This window comes from Patulibacter ginsengiterrae (genome assembly GCF_056269115.1).
The window spans coordinates 19,697-45,311 of the sequence record NZ_JBWDOG010000019.1; the positions used below are offsets into that span (position 1 = coordinate 19,697).

Here is a 25,615-nt window from a genome sequence, read left to right on the forward strand (position 1 = left end):
ACGGAGTTCGCAATCGTTTCCGGTATCGATACCATAGCGGCATGGGAGAGCAGAGGACAAGGTTTTTCGAGGGCGCCGTCGCGGCCCGTCGCTCGTCGCTGGTGGTTCCGGCCAGCGCGCCGCGGATGCTGGCCGGCGCGACGACGATCGCGGCCGACGAGATCGTCATCGACCTCGAGGACTCGGTGGTGCCCGAGAGCAAGGACACGGCCCGCCGGGCCTGCCGCGAGGCGCTGCGACGCGGCGGCTTCGCGGCCCCCAGCGTCGCCGTCCGGATCAACCCCCTGGCGTCGTCCTACGGCTTCCGCGACGTGACCGAGATCCTGGCCGACGCCGACTCCTGCCTCGACGCGGTGATGGTCCCGAAGGCCGAGGAGCCGGAGATGCTCCACTTCCTCGACGGCCTGCTCACCTGCCTCGAGCGCGACTCCGGTCGCCCACGGCCGGTCGGGCTGGTGCTCCAGATCGAGTCCGCGGTCGGCGTGCTCGCCCTCCCCGAGCTGCTGGCCGCGAGCGGCCGGACCGTCGCCGTCGCGTTCGGCCCCGGCGACTACGCCGCCGACCTCGGCCTCCCGCAGCACCCGATCGGCGTCGCCGATCCCGGCTTCCCCGGCTACCAGTGGCAGTGGGTGATGAGCCAGATCGCCCACCACGCCCGCGCGGCCGGGGTCCAGGCGCTGGCCGGGCCGCTCGCGGACTACCGCGACGAGGCCGCGTTCGTCCGCGACTGCGAGATCGGCCGGATGCTCGGCTTCCAGGGGCGTCACTGCATCCACCCGGCCCAGGTCCCGTGGGCGTCCACGGCGTTCAGTCCCTCGGCGGACGAGGTCCGGCGCGCCCGCAAGCTGGTCGCCGCGGTCGAGGCGGCCGCCGCCCGCGGCGGCGGCGCGGCGGCGCTCGACGGCGCGATGATCGACGAGGCCTCCCGCCGACACGCGCTGCGGGTCCTCGCCATGGCGGACTAGGAGCGGGCCTGCACGTCCTCGGGCAGCCCGCTCGCCGCACTGCGGTACGCGGCCTCGAGGATCTCGACCGTCCGCGCGCCCAGCTCGCCGGGCGAGCAGTTCTCGACGTCACGCCCGAGCGCCAGGTCGATCAGCGCGTTCGGCGGACCGGTCGCCCCGTAGAGGCCGTCTCCCGGCGCCACGTCGGGGCGGTGGTCGTTCCCGGCCGCGTCGTAGAGCCAGACCAGCTCGCGCTCGAGGTCGACGTGCAGCTGCCCCTCGCTCCCGATCAGGCGCACCTCGAGCTGGTGCTTGTCGCCCCCGGATCCGAGGTGGCAGGAGCCCCCCGCCACCGATCCGACGGCCCCGTTCGCGAACCGCAGCGCCAGCGCGTCGTGCAGCTCGACGGGCGCGTCGCCCGGGGCGCCCATGAAGGCGAAGGCCCGCTCCCCGTCGAGGTCCGACAGCCACAGGGCAAGGCCGAGCGCGTGACTGAGCTGGGCCTGGGCGTAGCCGCCGCCGGACAGCCGCGGGTCGGTCCAGGTCGCCTGCTCGGGGATGGTCGCCTCAGACGCTCCCGGGTACGAGCCGGAGTTGGTCAGCAGCTCGCGGGTGGCCGACGCCATGTGGATCGAGCAGTGCTCGACCTCGCCGATCCCGACCTCGCGGACCAGCTGCTTCGCCTCGCGCACGATCCGCTCGTAGTTCCAGCCGAAGCTCAGGACCAGGTGGCGGTCGTGGGCCTCGGCGGTGGCGACCAGGTCCCACGCCTCCGCGGGCGCCATCGTCATCGGCTTCTCGCAGAGCACGTGGGCGCCGGCCTCGAGGGCCGCCTTGGCGTGCTCGTGGTGCATCGCCGTCGGCGAGGCGACGACGCAGACGTCGACGCCCGCGTCCAGCACGTCGCGATAGTCCTCGCTCGCGACCGCGAACCCGAACTCCCGCTGGATCTGGTCGAGCAGGGGACGGCCCTTGCGGCAGACCCCGACCATCTCGACCTCGTCCCCGCGGGCGACGAGGTTCGGCAGGTGATGGGCGACCGCCATCGAGCCCGCGCCGATCATGCCGACGCGGACGCGGCCGTTGGTGTTGCTGGTGCTGGTGCTGGTGCTGGTCATCTGCTTACCGCTCCGTGAATCGAACGCGCAGCCGATCGAACCCGACGGCGAGGATCAGCAGGGTGCCGCGAGCGACCTCCTGCCAGAACGACGACACGTTGAGCAGGATCAGCCCGTTGTTGAGGACGCCGATGATCAGCAGGCCGATCATCGTCCCGACGATCGTCCCGCGGCCTCCGGCGAGGCTCGCGCCGCCGAGGATCACCGCGGTCACGACCGAGAGCTCGAGGCCCTGGGCGGCGGTCGGGGACGCCGCTCCCAACTGCGAGACGAGGATCAGCCCGGCCAGCCCGATGCAGAGGCCGGAGAGCGCGAAGCCGAGGAAGATCGCCCGCTTCGAGCGGATCCCCGCGAGTCGCGCGGCGACCGGGTTGCTGCCGATCGTGTACATCCGGCGGCCGTAGGTCGTGTACCGCATCACGACCCAGAAGACCGCGGCGATGACCAGCAGGATGATCACCGGCAGCGGGATGTCGAACGCCGGCCGGGCGGTGCCGAGGCCGCTGAAGCCGTCGATCGGCAGCGACTGCCCGTCGACGACGATCTGGGTCAGCCCGCGGAAGATCGCCAGCGTGCCGAGGGTCGCGATCAGGGCGTTGATCCCGACCACCGTGACCAGGAACCCGTTCATCAGGCCGACGACCAGCCCGGCGCCGATCGCGACCGGGATCGCCACGGCCAGACCGCTCTGGGCCGCGACGTAGGCCGCGACCGCGCCCACGAAGGCCGCGCCGGAACCGACCGAGAGGTCGAACTGCCCCGCGATCAGCAGCAGCGTGGCGGGCGCGGCGATGATGCCGGCGACCGCGAGCGCGGAGAGGATGTTGAGGAAGTTGCCCCAGGCCAGGAAGTACGGCGACTTGATGGCGAAGAAGGCGCAGAGCAGGACGAGGAAGACGAGCAGCGCCGCCGTCTCCGGAACTCGCTCCCGCCACGGTCGTGCCGCCGTCGCCCCCGCTGGGGTCGTGCTGGTTGAGATCAACGCGTCGTTCGCCATCGTCATCGGTCTTTCACGCGGCCGCCGAGACGAGCCGCTGGGTGGAGATCTCGTTGCTGGTCATCGCCGCCGTCGCCGCACCGCGGCTCAGGACCACGGCGCGGTCGGCGAGCTGGACGACCTCTTCGTTGTCGGAGGTGCACACGAGCACCGCCACGCCCTCAGCCGAGAGCGAGCGGATCGCCGCGTAGATCTCCGCGCGGGCGCCGACGTCGACGCCGCGCGTGGGCTCGATCAGGACCAGGATCCGGGAGCCCCGCTCGAGCCAGCGGGCGAGCAGGACCTTCTGCTGGTTGCCGCCCGAGAGCGTGCCGATCGGCTGCTGCGGATCGTTGCGCGAGCGGACGGCGAGCCGGTCGTGCCACCGGCGGTAGGTCTCGGCCTCGCGCTCGCGGGTGATCCAGCCGCGGCGGGCGAGCCGGCTCCAGGAGCTCACGGCGACGTTCTCCGCGACCGAGCGGCCGAGGAACGCGCCCTCGCGCTTGCGGTCGGCGGGCAGCAGGCCGATCCCGCAGGCGATCGCCTCCGCCGGGCCGCGCAGGCGCACCGCGCTTCCGTCGACCTCGATCTGGCCGGCGTCCAGCCGCCGGAGACCGAAGACCGCCTCGCCGACGTCGAACGCTCCGGATCCGAGCTTGCCGTAGAGCGCGACGATCTCGCCGGCCGCCACGTCGAGGTCGAGGTTCGCGAACGAGCCCGCGACGGTCGCGTCGACCAGCCGCAGGGCCGAGGCCCCCGGCGGGCCGGCGTCCGCCGGCCGGCGGACCTCGCCCAGCTCGCGGCCGACCATCGCGGCGACCAGCGCCGGGCGGTCGACCGTCGCCGTCGCGGCGGCGAGCGCGACCTCGCCGTCGCGCAGCACCCGCACCTCGTCCGCCAGCTCGAAGACCTCGTCGAGCCGGTGGGTGATGTAGATGATCGCCACGCCACGCTCCCGCAGCGTGCGGACGAAGCCGAAGAGCGCTTCGACCTCGTGGTCGGAGAGCGCCGCCGTCGGCTCGTCGAGGATCAGGCAGCGGGCCTCGCCGGAGAGCGCGCGGGCGATCTCGACGATCTGCCGCTCGCCGATCCGCAACGACGAGACCGGGCGGTCGACGTCGATGTCGATCCCCAGCTCGTCGAGCATCCGCCGGGCGTGCCGGCGCATCGCCGACCACGAGACGAACCCCCGCCGGCCCGGCCAGCGGCCGAGCGCGACGTTCTCCGCCACGCTGAGAGGCGGCGCGTCGTTGAGCTCCTGGTAGATCATCCGGATCCCGGCGTCGATCGCCGAGACCGGATCGAGCGCGGCGACCACCTCGTCGCCGATCCGGATCTCCCCGGCGTCGGGCGCGTGGTCCCCGGCCAGCATCCGCACCAGGGTCGACTTGCCGGCGCCGTTCTCGCCCAGCAGCGCGACGACCGAGCCCCCGTGGACGTCGAGGTCGACCCCGTGGAGGACCTCGACGCCCGCGAACGACTTCCGCAGGCCCCGGGCGCGCAGGGCGAAGCTGCTCATCTGCTCTCCGCCGTCCCGGAGCACCGGCTCAGCACTTGCTCGTGTCGTAGAACTCGTCGACGTTGCTGGCGTCGACGAACTTGTGCGGAACGAACAGGTTCGGCGGGACGTCCTTGCCCTGGACCAGCTTGATCAGGTTCGGCACGATCGAGCTGCCCCACTTCTCGGGGAAGTAGGCGGTGTCCCCGACCCACTGCGGGTTGTTCTTCAGCTCGCAGATCGCGCTGGTGTCCGCGCCCTGCCCGGCGATGAAGACCTGGTCGGCCCGGCCCTGGGCCTTGGCCGCCGCCTTGGCGCCGAGCGCGAGGTCGTCGTTGAGCGTGAACAGGACGATCCGCTTGGCGCCCGGCAGCCCGGTCAGGACGTCGGTGAAGACCTTCCGCCCGCCGTCGATCGTCGAGTCCGTGTCGAACGTCTTCGCCTGCTTCAGCGGTCCGCAGACCTGCTCGAAGCCGTGGCGCCAGCCGTTCGCCCGCAGGGTGTTGACCTCACCGACCGTCGGCGACTCGAGCGAGACGACGGCGTCGTACTCGCAGTCGAGCTCGCGCTTGATGAACTCGCCCATCCCGGTCCCGGCGATCTCGCCCGAGATCCGGTCGTTGCCGCCCATGAAGGTCTTGCCGCACGGGTCCTGGCGGATCGCCACCGACATCACCGGCGCGTCGGGACCGGCGGCGCAGATCCGCTCCGCGGCCTTCGCGTCGGAGTTGCTGCTCGCGTAGCCGGCGACGCCCTGGGTCTTGAAGTTCTTGGCGCAGTCGAGCGCCTTGGCCGCGTCGAACGCCGCGTCGCAGAAGACCAGCTTCGCTCCCGCGGTCTCGGCGGCCTGCTTGATCCCGTCGCTCAGCAGCTTGGCGAACGGCAGCGATTCCCCGATCGAGATGTAGCCCAGCGTCACGCCCTTGCCGCTTCCGGGCTCGACCGGCCCGAAGCTCGTCGCCTCGGGGTCCTTCGGGACCGTCACGGCGGCCGCCTGCTTGGCGGGCTTGGCCGCGGTGGTCGTCGCCGCGCTCGATCCCTCGTCGGCGTCTCCGCCCCCGCACCCGGTCACGGCCAAGCCGCAGACCAGCACGGGCACCAGACCCCACCTCATCACCTTCGACACGACGTTCTCCTCACGGTCCGACTGATCCGAAACCATTCCTGCAAACCATTCCGGAATCGATTCCTACCACGGCCCGAGAAGCACTGTCAAGCGCACTCGCCGAGCGTCCGGCGGCGAACGGGAACCCGCTCGCAGCTTGCAGCCGAGGCGATCATGCACTACGTTCCCGGAAACGCTTCCAGTCGGAAGCGCCACCACCCAAAGGAGCTCCTCGATGAAGCTTGCCAGCGGCGACTTCTCATGGCCCCTGCTCAGCAACGAGCAGGCCCTCGACCTCGTCAGCATGCTCGGGTTCGACGGGCTCGACGTGTGCCTGGCCGGCAACCGGTCCCAGATCCGCCCGGAGGACGTCCGCGGCGACCTCCCCTACTGGGCCGGCGTGATCGGCGAGCGGCTGCGCGCCCGCAACCTCGAGCTCGCCGACTTCTTCTTCCTGCCCTGGACCGACTTCGAGACGCTCGCCCCCAACCACCCCGACGCCGCCGTCCGCGCCGAGTCGCGGACCTACTTCGCCGAGATGCTGGAGCTGGCGAAGCGGCTGGGCGCCTCGGGCATGACGATCCTGCCCGGCACCGTCTTCGCGGACGAGTCGCCGGAGGCCGCGATCGCCCGCTCGGCCGAGGAGCTCTCGGCGCGGGTCGAGCTCGCCGCCCAGTCCGGGATGCGGCTGTCGATCGAGGCCCACCTCGGCAGCAACGTCGACACCCCCGCCAAGGTCGGCCGGCTGCTCGAGCTAACCCCCGGCCTCGAGCTCGCGCTCGACTACGGGCACTTCACCTACCAGGGGATCAGCGACGACGAGATCGAGCCGCTGCTCGCCCACGCCCGCCACTTCCACTGCCGCGGCGGTGCCCCCGGGAAGCTCCAGACCGTGTTCGAGGAGAACACGATCGACTACCCGCGGATCATCAAGCGGATGCAGGAGATCGGCTACGACGGCTGGTTCGCGATCGAGTACGTCTGGACCGACTGGGGCGACTGCAACCGGACCGAGAACACCTGCGAGACGATCCGGATGCGCGACATGGCGCGGGCGACGCTCGCCGGCGACGCGTACGTCGAAGCCGAGAAGGCGATCTGAGGACGTTGGGCGTGCGCCGGAGAGCCAGCCGTGGTTGACCGCCGCGCCAGCATGCGCCAGGTCGCGGAGCACGCCAAGGTGGCGATGTCCTCGGTCTCGCGCGTGCTCTCCGGCCACCCCGACGTCAGCGAGCGGATGAAGGCGCGGGTCTGGGCCTCGGTCGCCGAGCTCGGCTACACCCCCGACCTGCTGGCGCAGAGCCTCCGCAGCGGGCAGACGCTGACCGTCGGGCTGGTCGCGGCCAACATCGCCAACCCGCTGCTGGCCGAGATCGCCAAGGGCGCCGAGTCGGTCCTGCGCGGTGCCGGCTACTCGTTGCTGCTGTCGGACTCCGAGTCCGACCCGCAGCTCGACGAGACCTACCTGCACCTGTTCGAGCGCCGACGGGTCGACGGGCTCGTGCTGCTGCTGGCCAGCGAGCAGCACGCGCCGACGGCGGACTTCCTGCGGGCGACGACCACCCCGTTCGTGCTCGTCGACCGCGAGATCGAGGGCCTGGAGGCGGCCCGCGCCGCGCTCTCCGACCACCGCAGCGGCATGCGCGAGGCCGTCACCCACCTGATCGCCCTCGGCCACCGCCGGATCGCCCTGATCACCGGGCTGATGGAGCTCCGGGCCTCACGCGAGCGCGCCGAGGGCCTGCGGCAGGCGTTCCGCGAGCACGACGTCCCCGACGACTCGACCGTCGTCGCCGGGCCCTACAGCTCGGACCACGGTGCCGAGTCGACACGGATGCTGCTGGCCGGCGCCGATGCCCCGACGGCGATCGTCGTCGGCGGCAACCAGATCCTGATCGGCGTGCTCGGGATGCTCCGCGACCTCGGGCGGCGCCCCGGTCGCGACATCTCGCTCGTCACCTGCGACGACACGCCGTTGACGCGACTGCTCGACCCGCCGATCGCCTCGATCTCGCGCGACAACGCCCTGCTCGGACGCAGCGCCGCCGAGATCCTGCTCGCGGCGATGGGCGGCACCATCGCCGCCCCCTCCCGCGTGCTGCTGCCGACGTCCTACCGGCCGACCGCCAGTTGCGCGACCGCCGCCCCCCAACCGACCAACGAGAAGGAGCAACGATGACGGGAAGCGTCTTCGTCACCGACATGGTGTTCCCGGATTTCGCCACCGAGCGCGCGATCCTCGAGCCCCTCGGCTACGAGCTGGACTACGCCGGCGAGCTGCGCGATCCGGACGAGATCGCGCGCCGCGCGGCGGCCGCCGTCGGCATCCTGACCTGCTTCGCGCCGGTCTCCCGCGCGGCGATCGAGGGCGCCGCCGACCTGCGCGCGGTCGGCCGCTACGGGGTCGGCGTCGACAACATCGACGTCGCGGCGGCCAGCGACCGCGGGCTGCCCGTCACCAACGTCCGCGAGTACTGCGTGGACGAGGTCTCCGAGCACGCGCTCGCGCTCCTGTTCACCGTCGCCCGCAAGACCGCCGAGGCGGACCGGGCCGTGCGCGCCGGCGGCTGGCCGAACGCCGAGCTGAAGCCGATCCGGCGCCTGGCCGGGCGCACGCTCGGAGTGGTCGGCTTCGGCCGGATCGCGCGGGCGGTGGCGGCCAAGGCGACCGCGCTGGGGATGCACGTCGTCGCCCACGACCCCTACCTCAGCGACCAGCAGATCTCCGACGGCGGGGCCACGCCGCGCACCCTCAACGCCCTGCTCGCCGGGGCCGACGTGGTCTCGCTGCACGTGCCCCTGACCGACGACACCCACCACCTGATCGACGCCGCGCGCCTGGCCCGGATGCGCTCCGACGCGATCCTGATCAACACCGCCCGCGGCCCGCTGATCGACGAGCACGCGCTCGCCGACGCGCTCGCCGAACGGCAGATCGCCGGCGCCGGGCTCGACGTGCTGGAAGCCGAGCCGCCTGCCGCCGACCACCCGCTGCTGCGGCAGCCGAACGTGGTCGTGACCCCACACATCGCGTTCTACAGCGAGGAGTCGCTGATCGAGCTCAAGCGCCGGGCGACCGAGAACCTGGTGGCGGTGCTCGAGGGGCAGGCGACCGACGCGGTGGTCAACGCCGCGGCCCTGAGCGGGGACTGACCCGGCGCGACCCGCGGCCGCGCTTCGGTACACGAGGGGTACCCCGAAACCCGCGACGGGCGGCACGACCCGGCCCCTCGCGGGTTCGTGCCGGCGACGTGCCGCCTCGCGAATGCCTAGGATCGGCCAGGCCTATGTCTGACGCCGAGCAGCCCAACCACCGCGTGATCGGTCGGGCCAGCATGCGCGAGGTCGCCGACCGAGCCGGGGTCGCGATCTCGTCCGTCTCCCGCGTGCTCTCCCAGCATCCGGACGTCAGCGAGCCGATGCGCCAGCGCGTCAACAAGGCGGTCGAGGAGCTCGGGTACGTTCCCGACTTCGTAGCCCAGAGCCTGCGTCGTCAGTCGACGCGGTCGATCGGGTTCGTCATGGGAGACATCTCCAACCCGCTGTTCGGCGAGATCGCCCAGGGCGCCGAGTCGACGCTCCGCCAGCGCGGCTACTCGATGATGATCACCAACTCGGAGGGCGATCCGGCGATGGATGTCGAGCACGTCAAGCTGTTCTCGCAGCGACGGGTCGACGGCATGCTGCTCTCGCTCGCCTCGGAGACCGACCCGCAGCTGCTGGCGCTGCTCCGCGGTCTGGAGACCCCGGTGGTCGTGATCGACCGCGAGCTGCCCGCCGACCTCGGCGTCAGCACGGTGCTGTCCGACCACCGCCAGGGCATGACCGCCGCGGTCGAGCACCTCCTCGACCTCGGACACCGGCGGATCGGCCTGATCAACGGCGAGGACATCCGCCCCACGCGCGAGCGGCTCGCCGGGCTCGAGGACGCCTACGCGGCGCGGCGCCTGGAGCCGACGTTCCGGGTGATCGCCGGCCCCCTGACGCCGGAGCAGGGCCAGGAGGCCACGCGCGAGATGCTCGACGCCCCGGAGCCGCCGACCGCCGTCATCACCGGCGCCAACCGCTTCCTGATCGGCGCGCTGCGCGAGTTCCGCGCGCGTGGCCTGCGCGTCGGCCGCGACATCTCGCTCGTGAGCTGCGACGCGATCGACGTGACCGAGATCTACGACCCCCCGATCGCCGTGATCGCCCGCGACAACCGCGAGATCGGGCGGCAGGCGGGGAAGCTGGTCCTCGCCACGTTGCAGGAGCCCGGCAGCGCCGAGCGGGTGCTGCTGCCTACGACGTTCGTCCCGCGTGCCAGCTGCGTCGCCGTCCCGACGCCGTAGGCTCCAGCCATGATCCTGCTGACCGGAGCAACGGGCGCGACCGGCCGGCGCGTGCTCGACCGCCTGTTGCAACGGGGCCACCCGGTCCGCTGCCTGCTGCGCAACCCGGCTCGGCTCGGGACCCGCCGTGTCGACGTGCAGCTGGCGCTGTGGAACCTGACCGACATCCGCCTGCCCGGCGGCGCCCTGCGGGGGGTTGACACGGTCATCCACCTCGCCGGGCCGCTCCACGACCAGGCGATCGGCACGCTCGAGGAGCTCAACGCGACCGCCAGCTGGCGACTCGCCGACGCCGCGGCCCAGGCGGGCGTCGGACACTTCGTCTTCGCCTCGGCGCTCGGTGCGGGCGAGGCGGCCGGCTGCCGCTTCCTGCGCGCCAAGCAGGTCGCCGAGCGGGTCGTGACCGGGGCCGGCGACGTCGGCGCGATGCCCGTCTCGATCGTCTCCCCGTCGCTGGTCCTCGCCCGCGGCCAGCGCTGGGCCGCCTGGGCGCAGGCGCTCTCGCTGCTGCCGGTGGCGCCCGTCCCGGCGGGCTCCGCGGGACGCTCGCGACCGGTCGCGGTCAGCGACCTGGCCGACGCGATCGTGGCGGTCGTCGAGCGCGGCGCCCCGACCGACGGCCCCGCCCGGCACGAGATCGGCGGCCCCGAGGAGCTGGCCGTCCACGACCTGCTGCCCGCGCTCCAGGCCGCCGTCGCCCGCCGCCGGCCGGTGCTGCCGCTGCCCGCATCGCTGCTGAACGCGGCCACCGCCGTCTTCGAGCGCCCCGGTGCCGCCGACCGCGAGGAGCTGGCGGTGCTGACCTGCAACACCGCCGGCCGCCACGGCACCGCCGACCTCGAGGCGCTCGGCGTCCGCCCGCGCGGGATCCTCGAGGCCCTGACCGGCTGATCGAGGCGCGACGCGGTCGGGGGCGGCTCGCCCTCGACCCTCGCTGGCGGTGACGACTCGCTCGACCGGGACCGCGGCGGCTCCCCGTGCCGAGGCCGACCTCGGTCAGGCCGACGCGGCGAACAGATCGACGGTGTTGCCGTCCGGGTCGTGGACGATCGCGTAGCGCTGGCCCCAGAAGGCGTCCCAGGGCGGCAGGTGGCCGGCCCCGTGCTCGGCCAGCCGACGGTAGGCGTCGTCGACGTCGGCCGGGCTGTCGAAGGCGAACGCGAGGGCGACCGGTGCGCGCCCCTCGCCGATCCGGAAGCCGGGATCGAACGACTGGATCGTGGCGAGCGTGTCCCAGGCCAGCCGCAGGCCGTTGGGCAGGGTCAGCTCCACGTGCGGCTGGTCCACGGCGTCGGCCGGGATCTCGAGGCCCAGCACCCGGTAGAAGTCGAGCGAGCGTCCGAGGTCGGCGGTGATGATGCCGATGAGGTCGAGGCGTACGGTCATGAGCGGCGTGCTCCTTCGTGCGGCTTCGGCGCCGCGATCGGGGGTGTCGGGGTGGTCTCCTACGAGCGCGGGGCACGCCCAGCCGCTCGCAGGGCCACGTCACGACCACACGCTACGCCGCGTTGGGGTGCCGGTCTTGAACGAAACGGACGACCGCCCCGACCGGCCGGGCAGGCGCCGCCGACCCAACGCGGCCCGGCCGCCGCGCTCAGCCCGCGTCCCCCTCCGTCGCCAACGGCGCGACGCGGTCGGCCCACGGCAGCGCCGCCTCCAGCTGCGCTGAGACGGCGAGCAGCTCCTCCTCGCCCGCCGGACGGCCGATCAGCTGGACGCCGAGCGGCATCCCCGCCGCCGGGTCGCCGGCCGGGCGCTCGAACAGCGGCAGCGCGATCGCCGGGCAGCCGGTCACGTTGCTGATCGCGGTGTAGGGGGTGAAGTCGCCGCCGCGGGCGAACCCGTCGAGCGGATCGGCGCCGTCGGGATCGAGCGCCCCGATCGCGACCGGGGCCGAGCCGAGCGCCGGCGTGACCAGCAGGTCGTAGCCGTCGGCCCAGGCCAGCACCTCGCGGGCGAGGCGCTGGAGCTCCCCGTCGGCGACCAGGTAGTCGATCGCCCGGACCGCGGTCCCCTGCTCCCACAGCGCCCACGAGAGCGACTCGACGTCGTCCGGCGTGCAGGCCCGCCCGGTCGACCGCTCGACCTCGCGGATCCCCGAGACGGTCGCCGGCCCAAACGATGCCCCGAGCAGGTCGAACGGGATCCGCCACGGGGCGTGGACCTCCTCGACCTCGTGGCCGAGCTCGGCGAGCAGCGACGCGGCGCGACGCGCGGCGTCCGCGTCGACCGCGGACGGCGGCTCCCCGATCGGCGGGTCGAGGACCAGTCCGACCCGCAGCGCGCGGAGGTCGCCGCGGGCCCCGTGGGCCGCCGCCGAGGCGAACGGCAGCGCGGGCGGCGGCGGCGACGCGAAGTCCCCCACCACCGGTCCGGCGAGCACGTCGAGGGTCGCCGCGGCGTCGCCGACCGTCCGGGTCAGCATCCCGTCGCTGACCAGCAGGTGGAAGCCGAGCCCCGGGGCCAGCGAGATCCGGCCGCGCTGGGGCTTGAGGCCGACCAGGCCGCAACAGGCGGCGGGGATCCGGATCGAGCCGCCACCGTCGTTGCCGTGGGCGACCGGCAGCATGCCGGCGGCGACCGCCGCCCCCGCCCCGCCCGAGGAGCCGCCCGGGGTCCGCTCCAGATCCCACGGGTTGCGGGTCGGACCGAACCGGCGCGGCTCGGTGACCGGCGTGATCCCCCACTCCGGCAGGTTGGTCGCCCCGAGCAGCACGAAGCCGGCGTCGCGCAGGCGCCGAGTCACGTGCGCGTCCTCCTGCGCCGTCGCCTCGCCGGCGAAGCCCGACGCGTAGCTCAACCGCTTGCCGGCGACCCCGCGGTTGTTCTTGATCGCGGTCGGCACGCCGGCGAACGGCCGCCGGTCGCCGGGGCCGATCCGGGCGGCCGTCTCCAGCGCCTCCTCGGCCCAGAGGTCGACGAACGCGTTGACCCGTCCGTCGAGCGCCCCGATCCGGTCCAGCGCAGCCTCGACCAGGTCGACGGCGGCCAGCTCGCCGCGGTGGATCAGGGCGGCGAGCTCGGTGGCGGGGCGCCGGAGGAGCGCGGGGTCGGTGGGGGGCATTCGACGACGGTAGCGCCTGATCGCTTGCACCCCACCACCATGCGGCTCGGCTCTCGTATGGTGGTGACGTTCAAGACCGATGCGAACGAGGACGAGCAGATGACCGACGAGGTACGTTCCGGACTTGAGGGCGTCGTAGCCTTCGCGACCACGATCGCGGAGCCCGACAAGGAAGGTGGCGCGCTGCGCTACCGGGGCGTCGACATCGAGGATCTGGTCGGCCACGTCCCCTACGAGAAGGTCTGGGGCCTGCTCGTCGACGGATCGTTCGATCCCGGCCTGCCGTTCGCCGAGCCGCACCCGCTGGCGGTCCGCTCCGGCGACCCCCGCGTCGACGTGCAGGCGGCGCTGGCGATGCTCGCCCCCGAGTGGGGCTTCAAGCCGATCATCGACACCACCGACGACGAGGCGCGCGAGCAGCTCGCCCGTGCCTCGGTGATGGCGCTCTCGTTCGTCGCCCAGTCGGCCCGCGGTGGCGGCCAGCCGCCCGTGCCCCAGGCCGAGGTCGCCCAAGGCAGGACGGTCGCCGAGCGGTTCCTGATCCGCTGGCGCGGCGAGCTGAACCCGCTCGACGCGAAGGCGATCGACGCCTACTGGATCTCGGCGGCCGAGCACGGGATGAACGCCTCCACGTTCACGGCTCGCGTCGTCACCTCGACCGGTGCTGACGTCGCCGCCGCGCTGTCGAGCGCGGTCGGTGCGCTCTCCGGCCCGCTCCACGGCGGTGCGCCCTCGCGCGTGCTGGCGATGCTCGACGGCGTCGAGCAGTCCGGCAACGCCGAGAAGTGGGTCAAGGACGCGCTCGACAAGGGCGAGCGCCTGATGGGCTTCGGCCACCGCGTGTACCGCGCCGAGGACCCGCGGGCCCGCGTCCTGCGGCGGACCGCGAAGGAGATCGGCGCGTCCCGCTACGAGGCCGCCGAGGCCCTCGAGAAGGCCGCGCTGGCCGAGCTGCACGCGCGCAAGCCGGACCGCGTGCTGGCCACCAACGTCGAGTTCTGGTCGGCGGTGATCCTCGACAGCGCCAACGTCCCGGCCCAGCTGTTCACGCCGATGTTCACCGCCGCCCGGGTCGCCGGCTGGTCGGCGCACATCCTCGAGCAGAAGCGCGAGGCCCGCCTGATCCGCCCGTCGGCGAAGTACGTCGGCGAGGCCCCGCGGCCGGTCTCGGCCGTCCAGTAGTCGCGGGCCTGGAGGTCGCGGGCCTCGAGGTCGCGCGCCTCGAGGTCGCGCGCCTCGAGGTCGCGCGCCTCGAGGTCGCGGTCTTGGGTTGAGGAGGGCCTGGGGTCGTGGTCCGAGGTCGAGGGCCCGGGGTCGCAGGTCTGGGGGGGGGATCGCGGGCCGAGGTCTTGGGTTGAGGAGGGCCTGGGTCATTTCACCCCGGCCCTCAGCCTCTGGGGTCATTCCGCCCCGCTATGCGACGCGGATCGACCCCAGCCCGCCGGCCCGACGCGAATTCACCCCAGAACCGCAGCGGTTGCGTCTGACCAAGCAGGTCGGGTCGGGTGGTGCGAGAGCTGGCCGCCAGGCCTGCCGAGCGCCAACGGGCCCGAGATGCGCCGCGTCCACGGCCGCCGCAGACCAACCGCAGCGGTTGCGTCTGAGGTGGTCGTAGGCCAAGCAGGTCGGCTCGCGTGGATCGAGAGCTGGCCGCCAGGCCTGCCGAGGTCCACGCGGGCCGAGATGCGACGGCATACGGCCGCCGCAGACCAACCGCCTAGTCCAGCGAGACCATCACGTGCTTCACGTACGTGTAGTCCTCCAGCGAGTACGCGGAGAGGTCCTTGCCGTGGCCGGAGTCCTTGATCCCGCCGTGCGGCATCTCGTTGGCAAGGCCGCCGTGGGTGTTGACCCAGACGCAGCCGAACCGGAGCGCGTTGGCGACGCGGTGGGCGCGGCCGACGTCACGGGTCCAGACGCTGGAGGAGAGGCCGTACGGGGTGCCGTTGGCCCACTTGATCGCCTCCGCCTCGTCCGTGAACCGCTGGACGGTGATCGCGGGACCGAAGATCTCGCTCTGGATCACCTCGTCGTCCTGCTTGACGTTGGCGATCACGGTCGGCTCGACGTAGAACCCGGGGCGATCGGCCTTGCGGCCACCCGTGACGGTCTCGGCGTGCGACGGCAGCCGGTCGAAGAAGCCGGTCACGCGCTCGAGCTGGTTCGGGTTGTTGACCGGGCCGAGGGTCGTGTTCGGGTCGGTGGTGTCGCCGATCACGAGGCTCTTGGCCTGGTCGGCGAGGCCCGCGACGAGGTCGTCGTAGACCTTCGGGGAGGCGAGCACGCGGGTCGCCGCGGTGCAGTCCTGGCCGGCGTTGAAGTAGCCGAACCCGGCGATGTTCTCGATCGCGTCCTGGAGATCGACGTCGTCGAAGACCACGACCGGCGCCTTGCCACCCAGCTCGAGATGGGTCCGCTTGAGGCGCTGGCCGGCGTGCTCGGCGATCCAGCGGCCGGTGCCGACCGAGCCGGTCAGCGAGACGAGCGCGATGTCGTCGTGCTCGACGATCGCCTGGCCGGCCTCGTTGCCGCCGACGATGATGTTGACGACGCCCTTGGGCACGACCTCGGCGGCCAGCTCGAGGAAGCGGACGACCGAGACCGGGGTCGACGGGGCCGGCTTGAGGACGGTGGTGCAGCCGGCGGCGAGCGCCGGGCCGAGCTTCCACGCGGCCATCATCAGCGGGTAGTTCCAGGGCGCGATCTGGCCGACGACGCCGATCGGCTCGCGGCGGATGATCGAGGTCATGCCGGGCAGGTACTCGGCCGACGCCTTGCCCTCGAGGTTGCGGGCGGCGCCGGCGAAGAACCGGAAGGCGTCGATGATCGGCGGCAGCTCGTCGTCCTTGACCGACTGCAGCGGCTTGCCGGCGTTGCGCGACTCGAGCTCGGCGATCTCGTCACCGTGCTCCTCGAGCACGGCGGCCATCCCCAGCAGGACCTCGGCGCGCTCGGCCGGGGTCGTCTTGGACCAGGTCTCGAAGGCCCGGGTCGCGGCGGCGACGGCGCGGTCGACGTCCTCCTTCCCGGAGACCGCAGCGCGACCGATCTCCTGGCCGGTCGAGGGATCGACGACCGACGAGGTCTCCCCGCTGGCGGCGTCGACGAGCTCGCCGTCGATGAAGTTCTGGACAGGCTTGATCGTGCTCATGGGTCCTCTTGGTCGCAGGGGGTACAGCCGACGTGCTGCCGACTAGATCACATAAGTGCTGGGGCCATCAACTGTGCCCCGCACCACACTACGCCTCTGCTCTCGGTGTTCCCACCAGGACTTCGCGAAACGGCCGAATCACCTGTGTCCTAGGCGCGATCCGGATCCCCGCCGGGGTCTCGCGAGCCGCCCCGAGCCGCCCCGAGCCGCGTCCTAGGCGTCCGGCACGTACTCCCGGACCGCCGCCGCGGTGCGGGCATCGGCGGGGAAGAACGACTCGATCGCCAGCTCGGCGACGGTCACGTCGATCGCCGTGTCGAAGGTCGTGACCGTGCTGATGAAGCGCAGCTCGTCGTCCCCGACCCGCAGCCGCAGCGGGACGGCGATCGTGCCGAAGCGGTCCTCGCGCGCCGCCGCCGGCTCCGCCCCCGGGTACGCGGCCAGCTCGGCGTGGAGCGCGGCAAGCGCAGGGTCGCCGCTGGTGACCGCCTGGCGGCCGAGCCGCTCCAGCAGGTGCGCGCGCCACTCGCCGAGGTTGAGGATCCGTGGGGCCATCCCGTCGGGGTGGAGGCTCAGCCGCAGGACGTTGACCGGCGGCTCCAGCAGCTCGGCGGCCACGCCCGCGGTCAGCAGGCCGATCGCGCGGTTGCCGGCGACCAGCCCCCAGTGCCGGTCGACGACCGCCGCCGGGTACGGCTCGTGGCCACGCAGGACCTGGTCGAGCGCCTCGCGGACGGGGCCCATCTCCGGCTCGTCGAGCCCGCGCTGGCCGTAGACCGGCGCGTGCCCCGCGGCCAGCAGCAGCACGTTGCGGTCGCGCAGCGGGACGTCGAGATGCTCGGACAAGTGGATCACCATCTCGGCGCTCGGACGGCTGCGGCCGGTCTCGACGAAGCTCAGGTGGCGGGTCGAGACCTCCGCCTCCAGCGCCAGGTCCATCTGGCTCATCCGCCGGCGCTGACGCCAGTCGCGGAGCAGGGCACCGACGGTGGGGGCTGCGGCGACCTCGCTCATCGCGTCCGACCCTAGCGCCCCCGGGAACGAGCTCCATGACCTCGGAGGTCATGGCCGCCGTGCCGTTCCCGAGCCCCGACGGAGGCCGGCGCCGCGGCGCCGCCTTGACCTCCGAGGTCATCGATCTGCCCCCGAACGTGGAGCAGGCTCCGGGAACCGGATCGGGAGACGGCGGCCACCACGGCCCACCGCCCCCGCACCGAGCCATCCGAACGAGGAGCACCGCATGAGCACCATCGACACCACCGTCAACGACTACCTGGCCGCCTGGAACGCGACCGACGCCGGCGAGCGCCGGACGCTGGTGGCGCGAACCTGGACCGAGGACGGCGACTACGTCGACCCGCTCGCCAGCGCCGCCGGCCACGAGGGCATCAGCGGCCTGATCGGCGCCGTCCAGGCGCAGTTCCCCGGGCACCGGTTCGTGCTCGCCAGCGGCCCGGACAGCCACAACGACCGGGTCCGGTTCTCCTGGAACCTGGTCGGCGAGAGCGGCCCGGTCGCGGTCGGGATCGACTTCGCGACCGTCGCCGAGGACGGTCGCCTGCGGGCGGTGACCGGCTTCCTCGAGCAGCCCTAGGACACGAGGCGCTGGACTGCCGGCCGATTGGGACGGCCGGAGGTCGCCGGACGCCAGGGACCGGTTGAGGTGGAGTGCGTTGAGCGCGCTCAACCTCAACCGACCGGACCCGCCCGTCAGCCGTCCGTGAAGGGCAGCACGGCGACGGGGTGCTCCTCGCTCGCCGGCACGCCCTGCTCGAGCACGCCGCCGACCGGCGACTCGAGCACCAGCGGGCTGCCGGACCGTGGCCGCCAGGTCAGCCGGACCGCCGCCCGCGAGCAGTTCAGCGCGTGGTGCAGCGGCCCTCCGTCGGGCTGGGCGTAGGGCCAGGCGACCATCGACGCCGTCGGTGCGTCGAGCTCGACGGTCAGGTGGCCGTCGCGGGCGGGCAGCTCGGCGACCAGGCGCCCGGGCACGTCGACCCGGATCCGTCCCGGACCGCGGCGGGCCGAGAGCCCGAGCGGGATCCGGCGGCCGTCGAGCTGCAGCGCGCCGATCCCGACCCACGGCAGGACCGCCGGGCCGACCGCGATCCGGGCCATCGCGACGTCGAACCAGCTGTCGGGGCGGCCGGCGAAGCCGAGCCCGTTGAGCCACAGCCAACGGTGCGCGTGCTCCGCGCCCCAGTTGTGACCGAGCACCGCGGGCGCGTCGTCGAGCACCAGCTCCGTGTCGCCGACGCGGACCGTCCCGGTGACCCGCAGCCCGGTCAGCGGCGACGTCACCTTGGTCTTCGGCAACGGTGCCGTGTAGAGCCGCTCGAACGGCAGGTGCCGGAGACCGTCCCGGTCGCCGCCGGCGAACCGCAGGTCCCAGGCCGCCGCGACCGGGGTCGCGATCACCCCGCGTGAGCCGATCGGCCCGAGCCGCGAGCCGGCGTCCCCGGCTCCCCCGTCCCCGACCCCGATCCAGGCACCGTCCGGGCCTCCCGGCTGCGGGTCGTTCCAGGTCTGCTTGGCCGCGTGCGGGCGTCCGTCGGCATCCCAGACCACGCACCAGGCGGCCCCGTGGTCGTCGGCCGGCCGCTCGTCGGCACGGTGCTGGACGGTGTGCCGCAGCCAGACCGCGCCGCCGCCGTCCGGGTCGACCGCGCGCAGGAACAGCGACTCGTAGCGGGCGCGACCGACCGGCCCCTCCGGCCAGCGGACGCGCAGGATCTCGGCGGTCACCCGCTCACCGCCGGCCGTGGCGGAGGCCGAGCCAGATCCAGAGCGGATAGGTCGCGAAGGCGATCCCCGCCAGGCCGTGACCGACCCGCCCGACCGCGGTCTCGTCGACCCGCAGGACCCCGGAGTTGATCATCCAGTCGCGGCCGCTGCGGGCCCGGCAGAGCCGCCAGATCGGCCGCGTCCACGGGCGGTTCAGGTAGAGCGGGATGCTGATGGCGAGGAAGCCCGCGGCCGTCACGGTCGCCAGGCCCTCCGCGAGATCGGCGTCGTCGGTCGCCTGCGTGAGGCGGCGACCGGCGAGGTACAGGGCGGGACCGTCGATCAGGAAGGACACGGTGTGCTCCTCAGGAGGTGGTGGTGGTCGTGGGAGCCGGAACCCGCGGCGCCGGCTGGTCGAGCAGGTGGCGCGCCAGCCGCAGGGCGAGCGCGGTGATCGTGAGCTGCGGGTTGACCCCGAGCGTCGCGGGGAGCGCGCTCGCGTCGGAGACGTAGATCCCGTCGGTCCCGCGGATCCGCAGGTCGGGGTCGAGCACGCCGTCGGCGGGCGACGCCGAGGGCCGCGCGCTGCCGTGCGGGTGGAAGGCCATCAGCCGCAGGTCGGCCGCCGTCAGCGGGTGCCGGCGGAACGGCTCCAGGTCCCCGTCCCGCAGCGGCGCCAGCCCGGCGACGGGCAGCACGACCTCGCGGGCACCGGCGGCGAACCACAGCTCGGCGAGCCGTTCGATCCCGAACCGAACCGCCTCGACGTCGGCGGGGTGGAGGTCGTAGCGGACGAGCGTGCGGCGCAGCGGACCGGCACCGACGTCGAGCACGCGGCCGACCGGGCGGTCGCTGATCATCAGCCCGAACTGCGCCCAGTGGCGGTGGTCGCGCATCGCCGCGTGGTGGGCCTCGCCCCGCAGCGGCAGGGTGAAGGCCAGGTACTCGGGCGGCCCCGCGATCCCCTCCAGGACCACTCCGCGATCGGCGAAGCGCTCGATCCCGTAGGACTGCGGGACGCCGTCGTGGACGTCGACCAGCTCGTCGTCGAAGCGGGCCGCGACGGCCGTTGCCGGGTGGATCGCCAGGTGCCGCCCGAGGTGCGGGTTCCCGGCGGCGAGGCCACTCCGCCGCAGCAGGCCCGGCGTCAGCAGCGCACCGGCGCCGACGACCACCCGGCTGGCCCGGATCCGCAGCCGCTCGCCGTCGGCCCCGCGGGCGTGGACGACGGCCGGGCCCGCGGCCCCACGTCCGCCGCGCGGGGCGCCTGGCCGGGCGCGACCGTGCGTCCGGCGGGTTCCCGGTCCAGCGGCCTCGATCCGGACGACCCGGGTGCGGTCGAGCAGCCGTGCTCCCGCCTCCAGCGCGTCGTCGATCCAGGCCAGGCCGGCGTGGCGCTTGGCTCCGGTCGGGCAGCCGAAGACGCAGCGTCCGCTCCCCTGGCAACCGGGCGCGTTGCGCGGCAGCCACTGCCCTTCCCAGCCGAGTCGGTCGGCGCCGCGCTTGGCCAGGTGCGCGTTACGTCCGGCGATCTCCGGAGGCACCCGCCCGACGCCGAGCACGGCGGCGGCCTCGTCGAGGTAGGGCGCCAGCTCCCGCGGGCGCAGCTGCTCGAGGCCGAGCCGGTCGGCCCAACCGTCGAGCACCGCGTCGGCCGGGCGCAGGCAGGTCCCGGAGTTGATCGCGCTGGTGCCGCCGACGACCCGGCCGAGCGGGACCGGGATCGCCGGCGTGCCGACCGCCAGCGTCTGCCCGCCGTCACGGTAGAGGTCGGTGAAGGCGTCGATCGGTCGCGGGGCAGCGGTCGCCAGGTCGACCCGTGCGCCCTCCTCGAGGATCACCACGTCGAGGCCGGCCTGCGCGAGCCGGCAGGCCACCGGCGCGCCCCCGGGTCCGGTCCCGATCACGCAGACGTCGGCGTCGATCGTGCTCGTCATCGTTCGCTCCCCGGCCGGGCCGCGTCGTCGGCGTCGATCCGGGCGAGGGCCGAGCGGACCCCGGCGTCGCTCCAGTACGCGAGCACGGCGATCCGGCCGAGCGCGTCGACCGCGGCCTCGAGCGGCGGAGCGACCCGGGCCAGCCGTTCCAGCAGCGCGAGCCGCGCCGAGCGCGAGCGCGCCGCGAAGCCGATCCGCGGGCGCGCGACCCGGGCGACGAGATCGAGGCCGGCGAGCGCCGCGCGGATCGCGAGCCGCTGCCCGACCGGGGTCGCCCCCAGCCAGCGTCCGGCGTCTCGCCGCATCCCCGTGACGACCGGCGCCGGCAGCGGTGCGGCCGGGGCCGCGAAGGCGTCGGCCAGCGCCTCGAGCACCGCGCCGCTGTGGCGACCGAGCGCAGCGGGATGGCCGCCCGCCAGCGGGTGGATCGGAGCCCCGGGACGGCCGAAGCGACTCATCGCCAGAGCCCCTGCTCCTGCGCGACCGCCAGCGCACGGGCCGCGGCGGCGGCCGCGTCGCCGTCGCCCTGCTCCAGGGCCGCGGCGACCGCGGCGTAGCCCTCCGCCTGCTCCTCCCGGACGGCGACGATCCCGGTGAAGAGCTCGCCGCGGGCCAGGTAGAGCTGGCGGATCGTGTTGAGGATCAGGACCAGGACCAGGTTGCCGCTGGCCTCGACCACCGCCGACCAGAAGGCGAAGTCGAGCCGTTGCGCCTCGCGGTCGTCCTGCTCCCGCGGGACCCGTGCGGCCAGGTCGACGACGCGCGCGATCGCCACCGCGGTGCCGCGTTCGGCGGCCAGCCGGGCGGCGTCGGTCAGGAGCAGGCGGCGGGCCTCGAGCAGGCCGAGCAGCAGCTCGGGGTCCGGGCCCTCCGGTCGGACGACCGCGTGGACCAGGATCTCGACGCCCGCCTCGCGCCAGTCGCGTACGACCGTGCCCTCGCCGTGACGGACCGTGACCAGGCCCAGCGACTCCAGGCGGGTGATCGCGGTCCGCAGCGAGGCGAGATTGACGCCGAACGACTCGGCCAGCGCCCGCTGACCGGGCAGCGCCTCGCCCGGGGCGTAGCGGCCGCCGAGGATCGACTCCACCAGCTCGCGGAAGACCTGATCGGGCAGGGGGTCGGGGCGGGCCACGCCGCCAGTGTTCCAGAGTTCCGAACTCTTGTCCAGGAGGTCGCCCGCCCCGCCGCGGTCGATCGCGGCGTCATCCTGCGATTGCTCGTCGACGAAGCGCTCCGCGACCGACCCGGAACCCGCAGTCTCGTGATGTCGCGTCGCGCGATCGAGCATGGTGGGTCACAGATTCCGGCGACGCAACATCTCTCTTATATGGACCGACGAGACCCGAACGCGTTTCGCGCCCTCTACCACGAGCATCGCCCGACGATCAGGCGCTACTTCGCCACCCGCGCACCCCCGAGTCAGATCGACGACTTGACCTCGGAGACGTTCCTGGTGGCGTGGCGGAGAGCCGGCGAAGGCAGGGCGCACACGCTTCCCTGGCTCCTGAACGTCGCCGCCAAGGTGCTCGCCAACGACCGGCGGAAGACCGAGAGCACCGGCGAGCTCGTCCGGCGCCTGACGCAGGTGAGCCAGTTCGAGACGACTTCCGCGGCGCTCGAGGCCGAGCGGCGCGCCGAGCATCTCGCCGTGCTCCACGCCCTCGCCGAGCTGCGTCCGGGCGACCGCGAGCTGATGCTGCTCTCGGTCTGGGACGGCCTGAGGACCGGCGAGGTCGCCGTCGTCCTGGGCATCACCCCGGTCGCTGCTCGCGCCCGTCTCTCGCGCGCCCGCCGACGCCTCGAATCCGCGCTGCGCACCGAGCTCGACATCCCGTCCCACCCCACCAGCCCCACGCTCTCCGAAAGGACCTCCTCATGAAGGCCACCGATCTCCTGACCGAGCTGCGCCCGCCGCTCGACACCACCCCCGACGACGGACTGACGCTCGAGCGGATCCTCCTCGCCCGCCCCGTGCCGGCCCCCTCCCGCGCCTACCGCTACCGCCGGCCGCTGGTCGCCGTCGGGGTCACCGCGATGGTCGCCACCGGCGCGATCGCGCTCGCGCCGTCGTCCGATAGCGGCCCCGTCGGTCTCGCTCGCGCGGCCGCCGAGCTCGCCCAGCCCGGCGTGCTGCTGCACTTCACCGCGAGCACCACCTACGAGGGTGGAGCCACGTCGAGCACCGAGACGTGGCAGACGCCCGACGGCCGTCTCACCCGCGTGATCGACCGCGAAGGCATCGGTGCCGGGGCCGAGAGCGCCTACGACCAGGCCGGCGGAACGTTCGAGAACTACGCGAAGGAGCGCAACGAGATCCTGGTCCAGACCAAGGAGAACTACCCGGAGACCTTCGCGGACCGGCGCGACCCGTTCGGCACGGTCGCCAACGGCAGCAAGTCCCAGGTCGGCAACCTGGCCACGTTGCTGCGACTGGCCCTCGACGGCAGCGACCCCGACGTCCGGCACCTGGGTCGTACGACGGTCCGCGGCATCGACGTGGAGCACATCCAGGTGAAGGACCGAGACCAGGTCACCGACCTCTCGGGGTCCGGCACCCGACCCACGCTGAAGGAGTGGCGCGACGCCCCCACCAAGACGATCACGATCGTTCGCGACGTCTACGTCCGCCACGACAACGCCCTCCCGGTCCGCCTCGTCCAGCAGCCGGGCTACGACCCGGGCTTCACGACCGACTACGACGACGTGCAGAAGCTCACGCTCGACGCCTCGACGCGGCCGCTGCTGAAGCTCGGCGACCACCCGGGCGCCACCCGGACGATCGAGCCGCCGTTCGACGATTCGGCCGCCAACGCCGCTGCTCCCGGCAACTGACCCACGGCCCGACCCGGACGCGGCCCAGACGGGTCGCGTCCGGGCCTCGTCGGGTCTTCAACGTCCTCGCGATCGTCGCCGAGGTCGAGCCCGACCTCATCAGTGCCCGCACCCGGGAGGGCATGAAGGTCGCCAAGGCCAAGGGCCGCACCGCCAAACCGTGGTGGTCCCGCAGGGCGCCGACCACGCCAGCTGTGTCACGCTCGACGGTCCGTGTCCACGATCGTCGTCAACGACCTCGCCTACGCCCACCCCGGCGGTGACCTGCTCTTCTCGCAGGTCGGCTTCCGCGTTCCCGCCGGCCGTCACGCCGCGCTCGTCGGCGCCAACGGAGTCGGCAAGAGCACGTTGCTCAAGGTCCTCGCCGGGTTGCTCGAGGCCGACCAGGGCGACGCCCGCACCGACGCCGAGATCGCCTACATGGCCCAGGACGTCGGCCTCGGCGACGACGAGCAGACCGTCCGCGAGCTGCTGCTGTCGGTCGCCCCGCCCGCGCTGGCCGCGGTCGGCCGGCGGATGGCGGTCGCCGAGCTCGACACCACCGATCCCGACCCGGAGCGCGCCGCCGCGGCCGGGATGGCGTTCGCGAACGAGATCGAGGCCTGGTCGTCGGGCGGGGGCTACCAGCTGGAGGGGACCTGGGACGCGGCCTGCCGCCGGGTCCTCGGACTCGGCCTCGGCGAGGTCGGCGACCGTGCGGCGGCCTCGCTCTCCGGCGGCGAGCGCAAGGGCCTGGTGCTCGACCTGCTGCTGGCCGGCGACGCCCCGGTGGTGCTGCTCGACGAGCCGGACAACTTCCTCGACCTGCCGGCCAAGCACCGGCTGGAGGACGCGATCCGCGCCAGCCGCAAGACGATCCTGTTCGTCAGCCACGACCGCGAGCTGCTGGCCCGTGCCTCGGACACCGTCGTCACCCTCGAGGGCTCCGGGGCCTGGGTCCACGGACGCTCCTACGCCGACTACCCGCAGGCCCGCGACGACCGCAACGCTCGCCTCGGCGACGCGCTCAAGCGCTGGCAGGAGGAGGAGCGGCGGCTGTTCCGCTACTTCAAGGACCTCAAGGTCAAGGCCCGCGTCAGCGAGGTGATGGCCCGCAAGGCGGACGTCGCCGAGGCCCGCTGGGAGCGGTTCGTCGCCGCCGGCCCGCCGCCCCCACCGGTCCTCGACCACGCGATCACCGTGCGCCTCAGCGGGGGCGACTCCGCCCGCCGGGTGCTCGACCTGCGGGCGCTGCGGATCCCCGACCTGACCGAGGCGATCAGCGACGAGATCCACGCCGGCGAGCGGCTCGGTCTGGTCGGCCCCAACGGCTCGGGCAAGACCCACCTGCTGCGGCTGTTGGCCTCGGCCAGCGACGAGGACGGGCGCCGCGGCGACGAGCTGGTCGGAGCGGCCGCGGCGAACGGCGAGACGAGCAGCCACGCGGCCACGCTCGGCGGCCCACCGGTGCCCTACGAGGGCCAGCTGGTCGTCGGCCCGCGGGTCGTGACCGGCGTCTTCACCCAGACCAACGCCCGCCCCGAGCTGGCCGACGGCACGCTGCTCGACGTCGTCATGCGGCGACTGCCCGATCGCGCCAAGGCGATGGGCGCGCTCGCCCGCTACGGCCTGGTCGCCGCCTGCGACCGCACCCACGCGACGCTCTCCGGCGGCCAGAAGGCGCGGCTGGAGATCCTCTGCCTGGAGCTCGAGGGCTGCAACCTGCTGCTGCTCGACGAGCCGACCGACAACCTCGACATCGACTCGTGCGAGGCGCTGGAGATGGCGCTCGACGGCTTCGAGGGCACGATCGTCGCGGTCTCGCACGACCGCGCGTTCCTGCGCCGGCTCGACCGCTTCCTGCTGCTCGCCCACGACGGCTCGGTTCGACGCTACCCCGATCCCGAGCGGGCGATCGAGGCGCTGGCCGCCGGCGTCGGGGCCCGGTAGGGC

The 25,615-nt window shown here is 73.5% G+C and carries 24 protein-coding genes and 1 pseudogene; 12 read left to right on the top strand and 13 right to left on the bottom strand.

All coding sequences use genetic code 11. The annotated features are described in order from the left end of the window. Nucleotides 1-41: 41 nt before the first annotated feature. Nucleotides 42-965: an HpcH/HpaI aldolase/citrate lyase family protein gene (locus tag ACVUH9_RS19120; RefSeq protein WP_475759828.1), complete on the top strand. Its 924-nt coding sequence runs from the start codon at nt 42-44 to the stop codon at nt 963-965. Here the strand turns inward: ACVUH9_RS19120 and ACVUH9_RS19125 are convergent. Genes ACVUH9_RS19125 through ACVUH9_RS19140 form a run of 4 tightly spaced genes read right to left on the bottom strand, consistent with a single transcriptional unit; the run spans nt 962 to nt 5,662 of the window. Next, nucleotides 962-2,062 (bottom strand): Gfo/Idh/MocA family protein, encoded by a 1,101-nt coding sequence (locus tag ACVUH9_RS19125; protein ID WP_475759830.1) that lies wholly within the window; start codon nt 2,060-2,062, stop codon nt 962-964. The genes ACVUH9_RS19120 and ACVUH9_RS19125 overlap by 4 nt on opposite strands. A gap of 4 nt (nt 2,063-2,066) precedes the next feature. Continuing rightward, nucleotides 2,067-3,044 (bottom strand): ABC transporter permease, encoded by a 978-nt coding sequence (locus ACVUH9_RS19130; protein WP_475759832.1) that lies wholly within the window; start codon nt 3,042-3,044, stop codon nt 2,067-2,069. 28 nt (nt 3,045-3,072) lie between these two features. Next, the gene (locus ACVUH9_RS19135) at nt 3,073-4,557 is read right to left on the bottom strand and encodes a sugar ABC transporter ATP-binding protein (RefSeq protein WP_475759834.1); all 1,485 of its coding nucleotides are present in this window, start codon (nt 4,555-4,557) and stop codon (nt 3,073-3,075) included. A 28-nt stretch (nt 4,558-4,585) separates the two neighbouring features. Beyond that, nucleotides 4,586-5,662, bottom strand: a complete 1,077-nt coding sequence (locus tag ACVUH9_RS19140) for a sugar ABC transporter substrate-binding protein (RefSeq protein ID WP_475759836.1) — start codon at nt 5,660-5,662, stop codon at nt 4,586-4,588. 214 nt (nt 5,663-5,876) lie between these two features. On the opposite strand from ACVUH9_RS19140, the gene ACVUH9_RS19145 reads away from it, so the two are divergent. The 5 genes from ACVUH9_RS19145 to ACVUH9_RS19165 all read left to right on the top strand — a co-directional run bounded on the left by ACVUH9_RS19145 (nt 5,877) and on the right by ACVUH9_RS19165 (nt 10,863). Then, complete coding sequence (locus tag ACVUH9_RS19145; protein ID WP_475759838.1) at nt 5,877-6,743, top strand: sugar phosphate isomerase/epimerase family protein; 867 nt, start codon at nt 5,877-5,879, stop codon at nt 6,741-6,743. 30 nt (nt 6,744-6,773) lie between these two features. Further along, a complete protein-coding gene (locus ACVUH9_RS19150) occupies nt 6,774-7,820 on the top strand; it encodes a LacI family DNA-binding transcriptional regulator (protein WP_475759840.1) in 1,047 nt (348 codons plus the stop codon). Further along, nucleotides 7,817-8,794 carry a C-terminal binding protein gene (locus ACVUH9_RS19155; protein WP_475759842.1) on the top strand — a complete coding sequence of 326 codons (978 nt, stop codon included), beginning with the start codon at nt 7,817-7,819 and terminating at the stop codon, nt 8,792-8,794. Before ACVUH9_RS19150 ends, ACVUH9_RS19155 begins: the two co-directional genes overlap by 4 nt. Before the next feature lie 134 nt (nt 8,795-8,928). Then, nucleotides 8,929-9,972 carry a LacI family DNA-binding transcriptional regulator gene (locus ACVUH9_RS19160; protein ID WP_475759844.1) on the top strand — a complete coding sequence of 348 codons (1,044 nt, stop codon included), beginning with the start codon at nt 8,929-8,931 and terminating at the stop codon, nt 9,970-9,972. Nucleotides 9,973-9,981: 9 nt separating this feature from the next. Next, nucleotides 9,982-10,863 (top strand): NAD(P)H-binding protein, encoded by an 882-nt coding sequence (locus ACVUH9_RS19165; protein ID WP_475759846.1) that lies wholly within the window; start codon nt 9,982-9,984, stop codon nt 10,861-10,863. A gap of 105 nt (nt 10,864-10,968) precedes the next feature. On the opposite strand, the gene ACVUH9_RS19170 is transcribed toward ACVUH9_RS19165, so the two are convergent. Both ACVUH9_RS19170 and ACVUH9_RS19175 read right to left on the bottom strand, forming a co-directional pair. After that, nucleotides 10,969-11,358 carry a VOC family protein gene (locus ACVUH9_RS19170; RefSeq protein WP_475759848.1) on the bottom strand — a complete coding sequence of 130 codons (390 nt, stop codon included), beginning with the start codon at nt 11,356-11,358 and terminating at the stop codon, nt 10,969-10,971. 208 nt (nt 11,359-11,566) lie between these two features. Then, entirely contained in the window at nt 11,567-13,036 is a 1,470-nt protein-coding gene (locus tag ACVUH9_RS19175) for an amidase (RefSeq protein ID WP_475759851.1), read from the bottom strand. A gap of 99 nt (nt 13,037-13,135) precedes the next feature. Here ACVUH9_RS19175 and ACVUH9_RS19180 point away from each other — a divergent pair, with 99 nt between their 5' ends. Then, nucleotides 13,136-14,218 (top strand): citrate synthase 2, encoded by a 1,083-nt coding sequence (locus ACVUH9_RS19180; RefSeq protein ID WP_475759944.1) that lies wholly within the window; start codon nt 13,136-13,138, stop codon nt 14,216-14,218. A 535-nt stretch (nt 14,219-14,753) separates the two neighbouring features. On the opposite strand, the gene ACVUH9_RS19185 is transcribed toward ACVUH9_RS19180, so the two are convergent. Beyond that, nucleotides 14,754-16,187: a gamma-aminobutyraldehyde dehydrogenase gene (locus tag ACVUH9_RS19185; protein ID WP_475759853.1), complete on the bottom strand. Its 1,434-nt coding sequence runs from the start codon at nt 16,185-16,187 to the stop codon at nt 14,754-14,756. Nucleotides 16,188-16,400: 213 nt separating this feature from the next. Continuing rightward, the gene (locus ACVUH9_RS19190) at nt 16,401-17,201 is read right to left on the bottom strand and encodes a helix-turn-helix domain-containing protein (protein ID WP_475759855.1); all 801 of its coding nucleotides are present in this window, start codon (nt 17,199-17,201) and stop codon (nt 16,401-16,403) included. A 226-nt stretch (nt 17,202-17,427) separates the two neighbouring features. Between ACVUH9_RS19190 and ACVUH9_RS19195 the strand changes: the two genes are divergently transcribed. Further along, complete coding sequence (locus tag ACVUH9_RS19195; protein ID WP_475759857.1) at nt 17,428-17,781, top strand: nuclear transport factor 2 family protein; 354 nt, start codon at nt 17,428-17,430, stop codon at nt 17,779-17,781. A gap of 116 nt (nt 17,782-17,897) precedes the next feature. On the opposite strand, the gene ACVUH9_RS19200 is transcribed toward ACVUH9_RS19195, so the two are convergent. Genes ACVUH9_RS19200 through ACVUH9_RS19220 form a run of 5 tightly spaced genes read right to left on the bottom strand, consistent with a single transcriptional unit; the run spans nt 17,898 to nt 21,983 of the window. Then, nucleotides 17,898-18,932, bottom strand: a complete 1,035-nt coding sequence (locus ACVUH9_RS19200; protein WP_475759859.1) for a hypothetical protein — start codon at nt 18,930-18,932, stop codon at nt 17,898-17,900. Between the two features lie 4 nt (nt 18,933-18,936). Then, nucleotides 18,937-19,266: a hypothetical protein gene (locus ACVUH9_RS19205; protein ID WP_475759861.1), complete on the bottom strand. Its 330-nt coding sequence runs from the start codon at nt 19,264-19,266 to the stop codon at nt 18,937-18,939. Between the two features lie 10 nt (nt 19,267-19,276). Beyond that, the gene (locus ACVUH9_RS19210) at nt 19,277-20,848 is read right to left on the bottom strand and encodes a GMC family oxidoreductase N-terminal domain-containing protein (RefSeq protein WP_475759863.1); all 1,572 of its coding nucleotides are present in this window, start codon (nt 20,846-20,848) and stop codon (nt 19,277-19,279) included. Next, nucleotides 20,845-21,306, bottom strand: coding sequence for a hypothetical protein (locus ACVUH9_RS19215; RefSeq protein WP_475759865.1), 462 nt, complete (start codon nt 21,304-21,306; stop codon nt 20,845-20,847). The genes ACVUH9_RS19210 and ACVUH9_RS19215 overlap by 4 nt, the downstream gene beginning before the upstream one ends. Beyond that, entirely contained in the window at nt 21,303-21,983 is a 681-nt protein-coding gene (locus ACVUH9_RS19220) for a FadR/GntR family transcriptional regulator (RefSeq protein WP_475759867.1), read from the bottom strand. Before ACVUH9_RS19220 ends, ACVUH9_RS19215 begins: the two co-directional genes overlap by 4 nt. Before the next feature lie 195 nt (nt 21,984-22,178). Here ACVUH9_RS19220 and ACVUH9_RS19225 point away from each other — a divergent pair, with 195 nt between their 5' ends. The 4 genes and pseudogenes from ACVUH9_RS19225 (at nt 22,179) to ACVUH9_RS19240 (ending at nt 25,612) form a co-directional block, all read left to right on the top strand. Continuing rightward, nucleotides 22,179-22,730: an RNA polymerase sigma factor gene (locus tag ACVUH9_RS19225; RefSeq protein ID WP_475759869.1), complete on the top strand. Its 552-nt coding sequence runs from the start codon at nt 22,179-22,181 to the stop codon at nt 22,728-22,730. Then, nucleotides 22,727-23,683, top strand: coding sequence for a hypothetical protein (locus tag ACVUH9_RS19230; protein WP_475759871.1), 957 nt, complete (start codon nt 22,727-22,729; stop codon nt 23,681-23,683). The genes ACVUH9_RS19225 and ACVUH9_RS19230 overlap by 4 nt, the downstream gene beginning before the upstream one ends. 53 nt (nt 23,684-23,736) lie before the next feature. Continuing rightward, a pseudogene (locus ACVUH9_RS19235) lies at nt 23,737-23,836 on the top strand (recombinase family protein); the annotation flags it as partial. A 60-nt stretch (nt 23,837-23,896) separates the two neighbouring features. Then, nucleotides 23,897-25,612 carry an ATP-binding cassette domain-containing protein gene (locus tag ACVUH9_RS19240; RefSeq protein ID WP_475759873.1) on the top strand — a complete coding sequence of 572 codons (1,716 nt, stop codon included), beginning with the start codon at nt 23,897-23,899 and terminating at the stop codon, nt 25,610-25,612. The last annotated feature ends 3 nt before the right edge of the window (nt 25,613-25,615 follow it).

Bases quoted from the DNA above. Each gene is read 5' to 3' on its own strand.
- ACVUH9_RS19145 (WP_475759838.1), top strand. From the start codon at position 5,877: ATGAAGCTTGCCAGCGGCGACTTCTCATGGCCCCTGCTCAGCAACGAG.
- ACVUH9_RS19215 (WP_475759865.1), bottom strand. From the start codon at position 21,306: ATGAGTCGCTTCGGCCGTCCCGGGGCTCCGATCCACCCGCTGGCGGGC.
- ACVUH9_RS19210 (WP_475759863.1), bottom strand. From the start codon at position 20,848: ATGACGAGCACGATCGACGCCGACGTCTGCGTGATCGGGACCGGACCC.
- ACVUH9_RS19125 (WP_475759830.1), bottom strand. From the start codon at position 2,062: ATGACCAGCACCAGCACCAGCACCAGCAACACCAACGGCCGCGTCCGC.
- ACVUH9_RS19170 (WP_475759848.1), bottom strand. From the start codon at position 11,358: ATGACCGTACGCCTCGACCTCATCGGCATCATCACCGCCGACCTCGGA.
- ACVUH9_RS19175 (WP_475759851.1), bottom strand. From the start codon at position 13,036: ATGCCCCCCACCGACCCCGCGCTCCTCCGGCGCCCCGCCACCGAGCTC.
- ACVUH9_RS19165 (WP_475759846.1), top strand. From the start codon at position 9,982: ATGATCCTGCTGACCGGAGCAACGGGCGCGACCGGCCGGCGCGTGCTC.
- ACVUH9_RS19135 (WP_475759834.1), bottom strand. From the start codon at position 4,557: ATGAGCAGCTTCGCCCTGCGCGCCCGGGGCCTGCGGAAGTCGTTCGCG.
- ACVUH9_RS19160 (WP_475759844.1), top strand. From the start codon at position 8,929: ATGTCTGACGCCGAGCAGCCCAACCACCGCGTGATCGGTCGGGCCAGC.
- ACVUH9_RS19225 (WP_475759869.1), top strand. From the start codon at position 22,179: ATGGACCGACGAGACCCGAACGCGTTTCGCGCCCTCTACCACGAGCAT.
- ACVUH9_RS19185 (WP_475759853.1), bottom strand. From the start codon at position 16,187: ATGAGCACGATCAAGCCTGTCCAGAACTTCATCGACGGCGAGCTCGTC.
- ACVUH9_RS19230 (WP_475759871.1), top strand. From the start codon at position 22,727: ATGAAGGCCACCGATCTCCTGACCGAGCTGCGCCCGCCGCTCGACACC.
- ACVUH9_RS19180 (WP_475759944.1), top strand. From the start codon at position 13,136: ATGACCGACGAGGTACGTTCCGGACTTGAGGGCGTCGTAGCCTTCGCG.
- ACVUH9_RS19120 (WP_475759828.1), top strand. From the start codon at position 42: ATGGGAGAGCAGAGGACAAGGTTTTTCGAGGGCGCCGTCGCGGCCCGT.
- ACVUH9_RS19195 (WP_475759857.1), top strand. From the start codon at position 17,428: ATGAGCACCATCGACACCACCGTCAACGACTACCTGGCCGCCTGGAAC.
- ACVUH9_RS19155 (WP_475759842.1), top strand. From the start codon at position 7,817: ATGACGGGAAGCGTCTTCGTCACCGACATGGTGTTCCCGGATTTCGCC.
- ACVUH9_RS19190 (WP_475759855.1), bottom strand. From the start codon at position 17,201: ATGAGCGAGGTCGCCGCAGCCCCCACCGTCGGTGCCCTGCTCCGCGAC.